The following is a 14644-nucleotide window of genomic DNA, read 5'->3' on the forward strand; positions in this document are numbered from 1 at the left end:
CAAACGCGCCGGAAACCGGCCAGGATCAAGTCAGGCGCGCCAACGCCAGCGGGCCAGGGCCTTGATGACTTTCATCCAGAGTTTGCGAGTGACCACCACGATGGCGTTTCCAGAAGGGGGTTTGACAGCGTCGGCCAACGTTATCTCAGCGGCCGGATCCAGGCAACCGGGAATTAGTTTGCGCAGGTCGTCGATCACCATTGCCGGCGATTCTTCCGCGATCGGCCGACCGTGGTTATAGCCGTAGCTCAGGGCCACGCACTTGACCCCCGCTGCTTTCGCCGCCAGCACATCACTGCGCGAATCACCGATAAACAACGACTGCGAAGCCGGAATGTTGGCCATTTTCATCACGAAAAACAGCGCGGCCGGATCGGGTTTTTTCTGTGGCAAGGTATCGCCGCCGATGATCCAGCGGAAATAACGGCCGATTTTCATCTGATCCAGCAGCGGCGCGACGAAACGCTCCGGCTTGTTGGTGATCAGCGCCATCTCGACGCCCTGCTTTTTCAGCCATTTGAGGGTGTCGCGTACGCCGGGATAAACCACGGTCAACTCATGGCTCTCGCCATAAGCCTGCATGAAATACTCCAGCGCCTGTTCGGCCTCGTGGTCATCGACCGCCGAATGATCGATAGCGCCAGCCAGCGCACGACGCACCAGCACCGGCGCGCCGTTGCCGACCCATTCGCGTACCGCGTCCAGCCCGGCGGGCTTGCGACCGAGTTTGAGCAGCATCTTGTCCACAGCCACTGCCAGGTCCGGGACCGAGTCGATCAAGGTACCGTCCAGATCGAACATCACCAGCCGCGGCAGTTGCCCCGGGAACAACTGCTCAAATCCACTCATGGGCGAGCCAGCGCCAGTTCGGAACGCATCTTGTCGATGACTTCCTGATAGTTCGGCGCATTGAAGATGGCCGAGCCGGCGACGAAGGTGTCAGCGCCAGCCGCAGCGATTTCGCGAATGTTGTTCACGTTCACGCCGCCGTCGATTTCCAGGCGGATGTCACGGCCCGACGCATCGATCAGCGCCCGCACTTCACGCAGCTTGTCGAGGGTGCCGGGGATGAACTTCTGCCCGCCGAAGCCCGGGTTGACGCTCATCAACAGGATCATGTCGACCTTGTCCATGACGTGCTTGAGCACATCCAGCGGGGTCGCCGGGTTGAACACCAGGCCCGACTTGCAGCCGCCTTCGCGGATCAATTGCAGGGAGCGGTCGATGTGCTGGGTGGCTTCCGGGTGGAAGGTGATGTAAGTAGCGCCGGCTTCGATGAAGTCGCCGACGATGCGGTCCACCGGGCTGACCATCAGGTGCGCGTCGATCGGCGCGGTCACGCCGTACTTGCGCAGTGCCGCGCAGACCATCGGGCCGATGGTCAGGTTGGGCACGTAGTGGTTGTCCATGACATCGAAGTGCACGAAGTCGGCGCCGGCGGCCAGGACGTTGTCCACTTCTTCACCCAGGCGGGCGAAGTCGGCGGAGAGAATCGACGGAGCAATTACGAAGGGCTGCATGACGCACCTTTTCTGAGCAGAATCACGATGGCGCGCATTGTATACCTCATGCTTTGACGCGCGCACCGTGAGCGCGATGATTGGACCTTGCCATCATCCCTGATCAGAGAAGGCCCTAGTACGCCGCGCGATAGATCTTTTCGATATCGACGGCACTCAATTTACGAGGATTGTTGCGCATCAAGCGCTCGATCCCCGCCGCTTCCACGGCCATGGACGGGATGGCGTCCTCGGGCACACCGAAACTGCGCAGGCCTTGGGGAATTTCAACGGCGGCACACAGCTCGGACATGGCTTGCACGGCTTTGTCAGCCGCTTCGTTGATACTCAAATGAGCGGTCTTCACGCCCATGGCCTCGGCGATATCCTGCATGCGTTCGATGCAGGCCATCTTGTTCCAGGTCATGACATAGGGCAGTAGCAAGGCATTACTGACCCCATGGGCAATGTTGAAACGCCCGCCCAGCGGATACGCCAGCGCATGCACCGCGCCAACCCCGGCATTGCCGAACGCCATGCCGGCCATCAGGCTGGCGGTGGCCATGTCTTCCCGCGCTTGCAGGTTCGACGGGTTCGCGTAGGCCTTGGGCAAAGCCTTGGCGATCAACTTGATGGCGCCAATGGCCAGGGCATCGGTAATCGGCGAGGCGTTGACCGACAGATAGGACTCGATGGCATGCACCAGCGCATCGACGCCGCTGGCCGCCGTGACGCTGCGCGGACAGGTCAGGGTCATTTGCGGACTGACCAGCGCCACATCCGGCAACAGGTAGTCGCTGACAATGCCCTTCTTCAATTGCGCGACCTTGTCGGAAAGGATGGCGACGTTGGTCACTTCCGAGCCGGTGCCGGCGGTGGTCGGGATGGCAATCAGTGGCGGGCCTTTGCGCGGGACCTGATCGATACCGAACAGATCCTCCAGCGCACCGTGGTACCCGGCATAGGCCGCCACACTCTTGGCAATGTCGATGGCACTGCCGCCACCGAGGCCGATCAAACCGTCATGCCCGCCGTCACGATAGGCCTGCATGCAATCTTCGACGATGGCGATTTCCGGGTCCGGCAACACCCGGTCGAAAATCTCGTAACTGCGTTCGCCCAGTTGCGCCAGTGCCAGCTCTACCGTGCCGGACTTGACCAGGGCGGCGTCGGTGACGATCAGCGGGTTGTCGATATCCAGGCGTGTCAGCTCGGCGGCCAGCTGCTCGATGGCACCTGCGCCGGTGATCAGTTTGTGAGCGATTTTGAAAGAGGAAAGACTCATGTGCGCAGCCTCTTATAGGTAGGGGAGCTGGGCACAATAGTAGCTGGGGATTGCGGGTTGTCTTCCATTCAGGTCGTGAATGACCGAACAGACACTGGAGGTCCAATGTAGGAGCGAGCTTGCTCGCGATGCCGGAGTGTCAGTCACTATCGATGTCGACAGACAGTCCGCTATCGCGAGCAAGCTCGCTCCCACAGGGGGTTGGTGTGAAGCTTTAAACCTGCGCGGTACGCAGTTTCTCGCTACGCCCACGCAGCCATTCCAGGGTCAGCAGCAGGATCACCGAGAAGGCAATCAGCAGCGTCGCGGCGGCGGCAATGGTCGGGCTGAGGTTTTCGCGGATGCCGCTGAACATCTGCCGTGGCAAGGTCGCTTGCTCGGGACCTGCGAGGAACAGCGTCACCACCACCTCATCGAACGAAGTCGCGAAGGCAAACAGCGCCCCGGAGATCACGCCCGGCGCAATCAGCGGCAAGGTCACCCGGCGGAACGCGGTCAGCGGCGAAGCGCCCAGGCTCGCAGCGGCCCGCACCAGGTTGTGATTGAACCCCTGCAGGGTTGCCGACACGGTAATGATCACGAACGGCACACCCAACACCGCATGCACCACGATCAGTGAAAAGAAACTGTTACCCAATCCCAGCGGAGCAAAGAACAGGTAACTGGCCACACCGATGATCACCACCGGCACCACCATCGGTGAAATCACCAGCGCCATCACCAGCGCCTTGCCGGGGAAATCGCCCCGGGTCAGGCCGATGGCCGCCAGCGTACCGAAGACCATCGCCAGCACCGTGGCCGCCGGGGCGACGATGATGCTGTTCTTCAGGGCGCGCATCCATTCCGCCGAGGCGAAGAAATCGTGGTACCACTGCAATGAGAAGCCCTGCAGCGGGTACACCAGGAAACTGCCGGAGTTGAACGACAGTGGAATGATCACCAGCACCGGCAGGATCAGGAACAACAGAATCAAGCCGCAGAGAATCCGCAAGCTGTAGAACCACACCCGTTCGATGGGCGACATATAAGGACTCAGCATTTCGTTCTCCCCTTAGCTCAGGCGCAGGCGGCTTGCGCCTACCAGCCAGCTGTAAATCAGATAAAGCACGACCGTCGCGAGCAACAGCAGCCCACCGAGTGCGGTCGCCATGCCCCAGTTGATGCTGGTGTTGGTGTAGAAGGCGACGAAGTAGCTGACCATCTGATCGTTGGGGCTGCCCAGCAATGCCGGGGTGATGTAGTAGCCGATGGCAAGGATGAACACCAACAGGCAACCGGCGCCGACACCGGCATAGGTCTGCGGGAAGTACACCCGCCAGAAGCTGGCGAACGGATGGCAGCCGAGGGAAATCGCGGCGCGCATGTAGGTTGGCGAGATGCCTTTCATCACGCTGTAGATCGGCAGGATCATGAACGGCAGCAGGATGTGCACCATGGAGATGTAGACACCGACGCGGTTGAACACCAACTCGATCGGCTTATCGATGATGCCCATGGCCATCAGGCCGCTGTTGATCAGGCCACCCGATTGCAGCAATACGATCCACGCCGCGACCCGTACCAGGATCGAGGTCCAGAACGGCAACAGCACCAGGATCATCAGCAGGTTGCTCTGGCGCGACGGTAGATTCGCCAGCAGGTAAGCCAGGGGATAAGCCAGCACCAGGCAGATCACGGTGATGATCAGGCCCATCCAGAAGGTGCGGGCGAAGATGTCGAGGTAGATCGCCTGATCCGGAGTGGCCGGAGCGATTTCGCCGAGGTCGTCGATGCGATGATCGACAGCCGCCAGCAGGTAATACGGGGTGATGCTGCTCGTGTTGCGGCGCACCGCTTGCCAGTAGGCCGGGTCGCCCCAGCGCTCATCGAGACCTTCCAGCGCTTCTTTATAGGAGGCAGGTTCAGTGGCGAGCGGCAAGGCACGGGCGGTTTTGGTCAGCAGGCTGCGGTAGCCGGCCAGTTCCATGTTCAGGCGTTTGGAAAGATCGCCCAGGGTCTGATTCTTGCGAGCCTCGGCGAGGTCTTCCGCCGCTGCTTTATAAACCGGTTCAGCGGGCAGGCCGCGGCCGTCCCAACTGGCGATGGCAGTCACGGTGCGCGGCATGCCGCCGACCACTTCCGGGTTGCCAACGCTTTTGAAGAGCAGCGCCACGATCGGCACCAGGAACACCAGCAACAGAAACAGCACCAGCGGCGCGATCAACGCCTGGGCCTTCCAGCGGTTGACCCGCTCGGCATGCTTGAGCCGCTGCTTCAAGGTGGGGCTGGTGCCCTCGTTCAGGGGAACGGCGATAGCCATGACGTACTCCGGGAATCTTTGAATGGGCGGCACCACCCACGGTGATGCCGCATTACATCAACACTCATGAAACACAACTGCCGCTGTAGGAGCTGTCGAGTGCAACGAGGCTGCGATCTCTTGATCTTGGAAAGGCAAAGTTAAAAGATCGCAGCCTTCGGCAGCTCCTACAGGCGAAGGATTACTTCGCAGCCCAGGCGTTGAAGCGCTGTTCCAGTTGCTCGCCGTTGTCAGCCCAGAAGCTGACGTCGATCTGCACCTGGTTGGCGATGTTTTCCGGAGTGGTCGGCATGTCTTTCAGGACATCCTTGGCCAGCAGCGGTACGGCCTGGGTGTTGGCCGGGCCGTAGGCGATGTTTTCCGAGTAAGTCTTCTGCTGCTGTGGCATTACCGAGTAGGCGATGAACTTCTTCGCAGCTTCGGCGCGTTTGGCATCCAGACCTTTTGGAATGGCCCATGCGTCGAAGTCGTAGATGCCGCCGTTCCACACGACTTTCAGGTTGCTTTCTTTCTGCACGGCAGCGATACGACCGTTGTAGGCCGAGCTCATGACCACGTCACCGGAAGCGAGGTATTGCGGCGGTTGTGCGCCGGCTTCCCACCACTGGATGTTCGGCTTGAGCTCATCGAGTTTCTTGAACGCGCGGTCCTGACCGTCCTTGCCGGCCAGCACTTTGTAGACGTCTTTCGGCGCAACGCCGTCGGCCATCAGTGCGAATTCCAGGGTGTACTTGGCGCCTTTACGCAGGCCACGCTTGCCCGGGAACTGCTTGGTGTCCCAGAAATCCACCCAGCTGGTCGGTGCGCTTTTCAGTTTGTCGGCGTTGTAGGCCAACACGGTCGACCACACGAAGAAGCCCACGCCGCAAGGCTGGATGGCGCCCTTGACGTAGTCTTCGGTCTTGCCGAACAACTTCGGATCAAGCTGCTCGAACATGTCTTCGTCGCAACCACGGGACAGCTCCGGTGATTCAACCTCTACCAGATCCCAGGACACGCTCTTGGTGTCGACCATGGCCTTGACCTTGGCCATTTCGCCGTTGTACTCGCCGGCCACGATCTTGCCGTTGCCTGCCGCTTCCCAGGGTGCGTAGAAGGCTTTGACCTGAGCCGCCTTGTTCGCCCCGCCAAAGGACACCACGGTCAGGTCCGGGCCGGCCGCCATTGCGTGTGCCGCGCCCATCATGCCCAGTGCCAAAGCGGTGAATTTCAGGGATCTCAACATTTATTGTTCTCTCCACGTGCAGGGTTGGTGTTGGTGTTGCCGGGGCGATCAATGCGCCTCTAGAAGTGGGTCGAGCGCGCGAACGTGTTCGACCTGCCAGCCAAGCGGTACCACGTCGCCGACGGCGAGCGAGGGATCAAGCTCGGCAATCGGCTGTTTCACGAAGAAGTCGGTCTTGCCGCAGACTTCCATGCGAACCCGGACGTGGTCGCCCAGATAGATGAATTCCTCGACTCGCCCGGAGAAACGGTTGACACATTGGTCGCTGGAGCCATTGAGGCTCACTCGCTCCGGACGAATGGACAGGGTCACCGGCTCGCCGGTCTGGCCGACGTTGACCGCCAGAGCTTCCACCTTCTCACCGCGCCCGAGCTCGACAATGCAACGGTCGCCGGTCTGGCTGTGCAGGCGACCATTGAGACGGTTGTTCTCGCCGATGAAGTTGGCGACGAAGGTGTTCTTCGGCTCTTCGTAGAGGGTGCGCGGTGGCGCGATCTGCTGGATTTCGCCCTGGTGGAACACCGCCACGCGGTCGGACATGGTCAAGGCTTCGCCCTGATCGTGGGTCACATAGACCACGGTGACGCCCAGGCGCTGGTGCAGGTGCTTGATCTCCATCTGCATGTGTTCACGCAGCTGTTTGTCGAGTGCGCCGAGGGGTTCGTCCATCAGCACCAGTTGCGGCTCGAACACCAGCGCGCGGGCCAATGCCACACGCTGCTGCTGACCGCCGGAAAGCTGCGCCGGGTAGCGCTGGGCGAAGGCATCGAGCTGAACCATGCTCAGCACGCGCTTGACCCGGGCACTGACGTCGCTCTTGTTCATGCCGCGTACGGTCAGCGGGAACGCCAGGTTCTCGGCCACCGTCATGTGCGGGAACAATGCGTAGTTCTGGAACACCATGCCGATGTCGCGCTTGTGCGGCGGCACGTTGTTGATGGCGCGTCCGGCCAACAGGATTTCGCCCGCGGTCGGCGTTTCGAAACCGGCGAGCATCATCAGGCTGGTGGTCTTGCCTGAGCCGGACGGCCCGAGCAATGTGAGGAATTCGCCTTTGCGAATGTCCAGGTTGAGGTCCTTGACGATCAGGTTCTCGCCGTCGTAGCTCTTCTGCACTCCACGAAAGCTGACCAGAACATCATTGGCCCCTGCGCTTGAATCGACCTGGCTCATACCCACACCTTTGTTATTGATGACTGCTGTGGGACTAAGCCTAGTGGACGCTGGGGACCGCGCAAATCGGGGGGCAAGAGAGATTCGCCTCAGCCGGATGGAAGGTTGGGGGTAGGGATTGCCCTACAAGGATGGCGGGGATGGATAGGGCAGCAGCACGCTTCAAGCTGCAAGCCGCAAGAAATGGCAAAGCCACTGCAAAAACATGTCGGTTTTGGATATGCCGGTAATCGAATAGTCGATGGAGATGTGGGAGCGGTGTGCTTTAGAGGAGCTTGTGCTCCATCGCGTACTTCACCAGTTCCGCCAGCGAGGTGATGTTGAGCTTCTGCATCAGCCGCGCCTTGTGGGTGCTGATGGTCTTGCTGCTCAGTGCCAGCTGCTGGGCGATGTCATTGACGTTGGCGCCCTGGGCCAGGCGTTCGAACACGGAGAATTCGCGCTCGGAGAGCAACGAGTGCAATGGACGCGAGTCGGTAAGACCGACTTCGAAAACCATGCGGTCGGCCAGTTCCGGGTCGATATAACGCCCACCTGACGCCACTTTGCGAATGGCCGTCAGCAACAGCGCCGGGTCGCTGTCCTTGGTCGCATAACCCGCAGCGCCCACCTTCAACGCCCGGGCGGCCATTTGCGCTTCATCGTGCATCGACAGCACCAGGATCGCCGGTGGATTGTTCAGGGCGCGAATCCGCGGAATCGCTTCCAGACCGTTGACGCCCGGCATGGAGATATCCAGCAACACCACTTCGCAGGGCACATGACGCAAGGTGTCGAGCAGCTGCTCGCCATTGCTCGCCTCCCCCACCACCAGCAAGTCCTTGGCCAGGCCGATCAACTGCTTGATGCCTTCGCGGACAATGGTGTGGTCTTCGGCTACCAGTACACGGATCACGTTCTTCTCCAGATTCAAGATCATTCGCGAGCAAGCCCGCTCCCACAGGGGATTTGTGAACGACTCTAAGCCAATGTGGGAGCGAGCCTGCTCGCGATGACGTCAGAGCAAACAATAGATAAACATCAGGCTGCATCCAGCGGCACTCGCACACTCAGGGTCGTGCCTTCACCCGGCTCACTCTCCAGCGACAACTCACCGCCCATGATCAACACCCGCTCGCGCATGCCGACCACCCCAAAGGATGTCGGCCTGCCAGCTGCGGCGACAAATCCTACGCCATCATCGCTAACCGTCAGACACAACTCGTCGCCTTCCAGCGCCAGTGTCAGTTCGACAGTATGCGCCTGGGCGTGCCGCATGACATTGGTCAGCGCTTCCTGAAGGATTCGGAACAAACCGATTGCCTTTGCATCGCTGAGCATCGGCAAGTTGTCCGGCACCTGCACCAGACACGGGATCTGCGTGCGCGCCTCGAATCGGCGGGCCTGCCACTCAATGGCCGAGGCGATGCCAGCGTCGAGAATTGGCGGTCGCAATGCCGTGGCCACATCACGAACCAGCTGAAACAACTGAGCGATCAAGCGCTTCATGCTGTTCAAGCGCTCGTTCAGACCAGGGTCGAGCTGGGCGTAGGCCAGTTCGCACATGGACGTTTCCAGCTTCAACACGGTGAGCATCTGACCCAACTCGTCGTGAACTTCCCGGGCAATGCGCGCCTTTTCTTCTTCGCGCACGCTTTCCAGGTGCGCGGACAACTCACGCAGTTGTTCCCGAGAGCTGGCCAACTCAAGTTCGATGCGCTTGCTCTCGCTGATGTCCCAGACGATCCCGTCCCAGACATAGGCGCCGTCTTCCAGGCGACGGGTGATGGCCTTGATTTCCGCCCAGCGCTGCTCGCCCTGACGCGTGAGGATTCGCCCCTGCCACGACCAGTCGCTGTCGGTATCCAGCGCATGATCCTGGGTCCGGTGATAGCTGGCCTTGTCATCCGGATGCACGAGGCTGCGCAGGCCTTTATCGCGATGCGCCAGCGTGGCCGGCGAGTAACCCACCAGGCTTTCGCTGCCTTCGCTGATGTAGGCAAAGTCGATCTGACCGGTCACCGGCGCCCGCTCCAGCCGGAAAACCAGGCCCGGAACGTTGGCGGCGATGCCCTGCAGCCGCGCCTCGCTTTCCTGCAAAGCCGCCAGGGCGCGACGCCGCTCCGTGACATCGTTGAGGTAAACCACCAGGTATTCGCCATCGCGAAAGCGCAGGAAGCTCAACGAGACATCGGCCGGCAGGATGCTGCCATCGGCCCGCACGCAATTGGATTCGAAGCTTTGCGGGCCGTCTTCACTGGCCCGGGCGCGCTTCCACAGGTTCAGCCAACGGTCCATGTGCAGGCCGGGCTCGAAATCGATCAGGGGCCGATCGATGATCCCGCCAGGCGGATAGCCCAGCATGCTTTCCGCCGCGCGGTTGGCGTAGCGCACATGGCTGTCCCAGTTGACCCAGAGGATGCCGACGGTGCTCTGGTCGATGGAAAACTGAGTGAGCCGCAAGGCCTCTTCGCTGGCGGCACGCAAGGCGATGTCTTCCTGCGCGGCCGACAGGCGCTGCTCCAGGTTGTGCTGCTGGCGACGCTGCCAGACCACGATGGCCATGCAACTCAACGCCAGCACGGCCAGCAGCAGGCAGAGGTTTTGCCAAAAGCCCGGAGACTCGGTGAGCCGCGGATACTTGGGTTGCAGCCATTGATTGTGCAGTTGCTCCAGATCCTTGGCCGGGATCGCCCGCAATGCACTTTCGACGATGCCCGCCAGTTCCGGCTTTTCGCGGAGCGTGGCCACCCGCAGCAGTTGCGGCAGGCCGACATCCCCCACCACCACCAACCCGGCGAACTCCGACTCGACCGACAAGCGTCCCAGTTGCGCCTCATCGATCACCGCATAAGTCGCCTGCTGGCCAACCAATAATTGCAATGCCTGGCGTTCCATCGGTACGCCTTGCAGATTCAGGTGCGGGTAATTGCCGCGCAGGTAGTCGGCGATGGCACTGGGCATGCGCACGGCGACGCGGGTCTGGCTGTCGAGTTTTTCCAGCTCGACCGCGCCAGCGCTTTTCTGGTCGCTGACCACCAGTTGCGGCACCCGCATGTAGGGGTCGGAAAACTGCCAGAGGCGCAGCCCGCCAGGGGTCTGGGTCAACCCCGGGGCGATGTCGATTTCGCCTTCGCGGGCCGCGGTTTCCAATTGCTCAAGGTCGGGAAAATTGCGCCAGCTCAGTTCGACATTGAGATTTTTAGCCAGCCACTTCATCAGCTCGACGTTCACCCCGGACAGGCGCTGCAAACGGCGATCGTATTGCGCATAGGGCGCCTGCAACACCAGGCCGACCCGCAACTCGCCCTGCTGCGCCAGCCAGTGCTGTTGTTTCGGGGTCAGTTGGGCAACGTGCGCTGGGGGCACGGCGGCCGCCCAGCCCATCAAGGGAAACCACAAACAGCCGATAACCCACAGGCAGCGAAAACGCATCATTGAACTCTCACACACTGACAAATACTGACCAACCCATTAGGCTGCCGGAACATCTTCTGGCCTGGAATATCCAATGCCCCCTGTCTACCGCCTGGCACTGCCAGCATTGTGCCTGTCGCTGATCCTGCCTTGCGCTTTTTCCGTCAAGGCGGCCGAACCGGCGCCCGCCGCGGAGGAAAAAACCGCAGAAGAAAAACCACTCGAACGTCAGCCGCTGCCTGAGCGTAGTCAGGAAGAAGCGACTGCACTTGAGCGAAAGATCCCGGCTCAGGAACAGCAACAACTGCAAGCAGGCACCGACACCTTTCTGGCCTTGTGGAAACCGGCCAACACCGCCGACCCCAAAGGCGCGGTGATTATCATCCCGGGCGCCGGTGAAACCGTTGACTGGCCGCAAGCGGTCGGCCCTTTGCGGCGAAAATTGCCGGATGCCGAATGGAGCAGCCTGAGTATCACCTTGCCTGATCTGCAAAGCGATGCCATTGCGCCACGAATCGTCGAAGCAGCGCCGGCTCCCAAGGTCGCCGAAACCGGCAGTAAAGACTCAACCACCGCGGCCCCTATCGAACAGGTGGCCGGTGGCGAGGCCGATGTGGCCGACAAGCCCATTGCCGAAACCACCGGGGAACAGTCCAAGGCAGATGCCGAGCGCATCTTTGCCCGGATCGACGCCGCGATTGCGTTCGCCGAACAGCAAAGCGCCCGCAGTATCGTGGTGTTGGGACATGGTTCCGGTGCCTATTGGGCCGCGCGCTACCTGAGCGAGAAGCAGCCATCGCAGGTCGAAAAACTGGTGATGGTTGCCGCCCGGACACCTGTGGCGGCCACGCCCGGGCTGGCAGAGCTGACCCCGACCCTGAAACTGCCGACCGCGGATATTTTCTACAAGGACAACGCGCAGGATCGCAACGCAGCACTGGAACGCCTGCAGGCCAGCAAACGCCTGAAGTCATCGGCATTCAGTCAGGTCGCGCTCAAGGCGTTACCGGATACCAAAGCCGAACAGGAGCAACTGTTCCGTCGGGTGCGGGGCTGGTTGAATCCACAGAACCCGGCGGACTGACAGACCGAGGCGCGATCATCGCGGGCAAGCCACGCTCCCACAGGTTTCATGCCGATCACAAAATTGCGAACGACACAAAACCTGTGGGAGCGAGCTTGCTCGCGATAGCGGTATCACTGGCGACGCAAATTTTCCGGGCTAGCGAAAATCCCGCCGCTCCCGAATCAGCGTATAGGCGTTATGCAGTTCCCGCGTTCGCTCAGTGGCCTCACGAACCTGCATCGCCGTCGCGCCAGTGCCGGCAATCTTGTCCGGATGATGACGACTGAGCAGGCGCCGATAAGCACGCTTGATCTGCGCCGGTTCAGCGGTGGCCGACACCCCCAAAAGCTTCAGCGCGTCCTGATAACTTGGCGCACTGTTGCCCAATGGCCGTTTCTGCGGCTCATAGTCGTGGGCCAAAGCCTGCACCTGATGGGGCGTCCAGCCCAGCCACTTGCCCCATTGGCCGATCAATTGACGCTCACTGCTGCCGGCACGACCATCGGCCCAGACCATTCGCCAGCAGGCGCGCAACACACCTTCCGCCGCATGGGGCTGGGCACTCAGGCGACGCAGATAGCCGCGCAGCCGGTCGCGGCCCGATTTGCCGCGATTGAACGCGGCAATTGCACGACGCTGGGCCGACTCGGACATCTCCAGCGAGCGCATTTCTGCCTGGGCCTGTTCTATATGCCCGGCTTTCACCTGGCCATCGCACTTGGCCAGGCGCCCCAACAGGACAAACAGCAATTCATCGTTACGCAGCACCGGGCGACCGCCCAGCTTTTCCCGCAAGTGCCCCCAGCTCTGCAGGTGCAAGCGCCGGTCCAGCGCCTGCCCCAACAACGCGCCGAGCATGGCCCCCGGAATGCTGGCTATGGCAAAGCCTGCTCCGGCTCCGATAAGAGTCCCTGGCCACAGCATGTCAGCGGCTCGCTTCTATTAATGTTTCAACTTCGGCCAGACGCTCGTGAGTGCCCACATCGACCCAGTGCCCCCTCAACTGCTCGCCGGTCACCTGCCCGTCGGCCATGGCCTTGCGCAACAGCGGCGCGAGCTTGAAGGCCCCCGACGTGCAACTGTCGAACAACTGCGGATGCAATACGGCGATGCCACTGTAGGTCAGGGTACCAACCTCTGGCTGCCCGTCATGCACCTGCGTTCCGACCAGGCTGAAGTCCCCGGCCGGATGATGGGCCGGGTTGCTCGCCAGCACCAGGTGCGCCAAGCCGTTGATGGGCTGATGCAGCACGCTGAAGTCGTAATCGGTCCAAATGTCGCCGTTGACCACGACAAACGCTTCATCCCCCAGCAACGGCAACGCACGGAAAATCCCGCCACCGGTTTCCAGCGGCTCACCTTCGGCCGAGTACTGAATGCTCACGCCATAACGCGCTCCATCGCCCAGGTAGTCTTCGATCTGCTGACCGAGCCAGGCGTGATTGATCACGATGTCGGTGAACCCGGCGGCGGCCAGCGCTCGCAGGTGATACTCGATCAGCGGCACGCCGCCTGCACGAACCAGCGGTTTTGGCGTAGTCAGGGTCAGCGGGCGCATGCGCTCGCCTTTACCCGCGGCCAGAATCATTGCCTTCATGCTTTCACTCCGGCACGCAGACTGGCCAGCAACACATCCAGCCCGGCCAGTTCAGGGCGGCGAGCGATCACCGCATCTATGTAAGCAAAGAAACGCGGCACATCACCCAGATAACGCGGTTTGCCGTCGCGATGGCAGATGCGCGCGAAAATGCCGATGACTTTCAGGTGACGTTGCACGCCCATCAAGTCGCTGGCACGCAGGAAGTCCTCGAAGTCGGGCTGAACCGCAATCCCGAGGGCACCCGCTTGCTGCCAGTAGCTTTCGAGCCAGCCGTGCACGCGCTCCTCGGGCCAGCTGAGGAATGCGTCCTTGAACAGGCAGGTCACGTCGTAGGTCACCGGACCATACACCGCATCCTGGAAATCCAGCACGCCGGGATTGGGCTTGCTGAGCATCAGGTTGCGCGGCATGTAGTCGCGATGCACCAGGACTTTTGGCTGCGCCAGGGCGCTGTCGATCAACAGTTCGCTGACCTGCTGCCAGAGCACTTGCTGTGCCGCGTCGAATTCGATGCCCAGTTCGCGCTTCACGTACCACTCGGGGAACAGTTCCAGCTCGCGACGCAGCAAGGCCACGTCATAGCTCGGCAGAGGCGCAACCATCGGCAACTGCTGGAAAGCCAGCAACGCTTGCAGCGCATCCTTGAACAAATCGTCGGCGTTTTCGCTGTCGATGACGTCCAGAAAGGTCTTGTTGCCCAGGTCATTGAGCAAAAGAAAGCCGCGCTCGAGGTCTTCGGCATAAATTTTCGGCACATTTATTCCGGATTTCGCCAGCAAAAAGGCGATATCCACGAAGGGTTTGCAGTTTTCCTGGGGCGGCGGCGCGTCCATCACGATGAAACTTTTGCCATCTCCTTCCCAACGGAAATACCGCCGGAAACTCGCGTCGCTGCTGGCCGCAGTCAACGTGGCCGGGGGTACGACGCCCCAGCCCTGCTCGGCAAAAAGGGTCGCCAATTGTTCATCGAGCCAAACTTTCAGGTGTTGCAAGCGTACATCTTGATCAGGCATTGCAAGGGTCTCCGACGGCGCTAGCCGTCAAGCGGGTCATGCTTTATTATCCAGCATCTTTTTCAGACCATCGAGAGGCGTGCGGCCC

The 14644-nt window shown here is 61.1% G+C and carries 13 protein-coding genes; 1 reads left to right on the top strand and 12 read right to left on the bottom strand.

Going from position 1 to position 14644, the window contains the following annotated elements; genetic code table 11:
* Positions 1–30: 30 nt before the first annotated feature.
* The 9 genes from AABM52_RS27800 to AABM52_RS27840 form a co-directional block, all read right to left on the bottom strand.
* Positions 31–849, bottom strand: coding sequence for a phosphoglycolate phosphatase (locus AABM52_RS27800; protein ID WP_347909421.1), 819 nt, complete (start codon positions 847–849; stop codon positions 31–33).
* Entirely contained in the window at positions 846–1520 is a 675-nt protein-coding gene (gene rpe / locus AABM52_RS27805) for a ribulose-phosphate 3-epimerase (RefSeq protein ID WP_150725211.1), read from the bottom strand. The genes AABM52_RS27800 and rpe overlap by 4 nt, the downstream gene beginning before the upstream one ends.
* Positions 1521–1635: 115 nt before the next feature.
* Positions 1636–2784 carry an iron-containing alcohol dehydrogenase gene (locus tag AABM52_RS27810; protein WP_347909422.1) on the bottom strand — a complete coding sequence of 383 codons (1149 nt, stop codon included), beginning with the start codon at positions 2782–2784 and terminating at the stop codon, positions 1636–1638.
* Positions 2785–2998: 214 nt separating this feature from the next.
* Positions 2999–3823, bottom strand: a complete 825-nt coding sequence (locus AABM52_RS27815; protein WP_007910157.1) for an ABC transporter permease — start codon at positions 3821–3823, stop codon at positions 2999–3001.
* Between the two features lie 12 nt (positions 3824–3835).
* The gene (locus AABM52_RS27820; RefSeq protein WP_347909424.1) at positions 3836–5083 is read right to left on the bottom strand and encodes an ABC transporter permease; all 1248 of its coding nucleotides are present in this window, start codon (positions 5081–5083) and stop codon (positions 3836–3838) included.
* A 181-nt stretch (positions 5084–5264) separates the two neighbouring features.
* Positions 5265–6308 carry an ABC transporter substrate-binding protein gene (locus AABM52_RS27825; RefSeq protein ID WP_347909425.1) on the bottom strand — a complete coding sequence of 348 codons (1044 nt, stop codon included), beginning with the start codon at positions 6306–6308 and terminating at the stop codon, positions 5265–5267.
* A gap of 48 nt (positions 6309–6356) precedes the next feature.
* Complete coding sequence (locus tag AABM52_RS27830; protein ID WP_046039490.1) at positions 6357–7481, bottom strand: ABC transporter ATP-binding protein; 1125 nt, start codon at positions 7479–7481, stop codon at positions 6357–6359.
* A 265-nt stretch (positions 7482–7746) separates the two neighbouring features.
* Positions 7747–8400: a response regulator transcription factor gene (locus AABM52_RS27835; RefSeq protein ID WP_007993216.1), complete on the bottom strand. Its 654-nt coding sequence runs from the start codon at positions 8398–8400 to the stop codon at positions 7747–7749.
* A 101-nt stretch (positions 8401–8501) separates the two neighbouring features.
* Positions 8502–10898 carry a transporter substrate-binding domain-containing protein gene (locus AABM52_RS27840; RefSeq protein ID WP_347909426.1) on the bottom strand — a complete coding sequence of 799 codons (2397 nt, stop codon included), beginning with the start codon at positions 10896–10898 and terminating at the stop codon, positions 8502–8504.
* Positions 10899–10971: 73 nt separating this feature from the next.
* Between AABM52_RS27840 and AABM52_RS27845 the strand changes: the two genes are divergently transcribed.
* Complete coding sequence (locus tag AABM52_RS27845; RefSeq protein WP_347909427.1) at positions 10972–11961, top strand: alpha/beta hydrolase family protein; 990 nt, start codon at positions 10972–10974, stop codon at positions 11959–11961.
* Between the two features lie 138 nt (positions 11962–12099).
* On the opposite strand, the gene AABM52_RS27850 is transcribed toward AABM52_RS27845, so the two are convergent.
* Genes AABM52_RS27850 through AABM52_RS27860 form a run of 3 tightly spaced genes read right to left on the bottom strand, consistent with a single transcriptional unit; the run spans position 12100 to position 14556 of the window.
* Complete coding sequence (locus tag AABM52_RS27850) at positions 12100–12867, bottom strand: TerB family tellurite resistance protein (RefSeq protein WP_347909428.1); 768 nt, start codon at positions 12865–12867, stop codon at positions 12100–12102.
* A 1-nt stretch (position 12868) separates the two neighbouring features.
* Positions 12869–13540, bottom strand: coding sequence for an N-acetylmuramate alpha-1-phosphate uridylyltransferase MurU (gene murU, locus AABM52_RS27855; protein ID WP_347909429.1), 672 nt, complete (start codon positions 13538–13540; stop codon positions 12869–12871).
* Positions 13537–14556, bottom strand: coding sequence for a phosphotransferase (locus tag AABM52_RS27860; protein WP_347909430.1), 1020 nt, complete (start codon positions 14554–14556; stop codon positions 13537–13539). The genes murU and AABM52_RS27860 overlap by 4 nt, the downstream gene beginning before the upstream one ends.
* Positions 14557–14644 lie beyond the last annotated feature (88 nt).

The organism is Pseudomonas grandcourensis, from assembly GCF_039909015.1.
Taxonomy (GTDB): Bacteria; Pseudomonadota; Gammaproteobacteria; order Pseudomonadales; family Pseudomonadaceae; genus Aquipseudomonas; species Aquipseudomonas grandcourensis.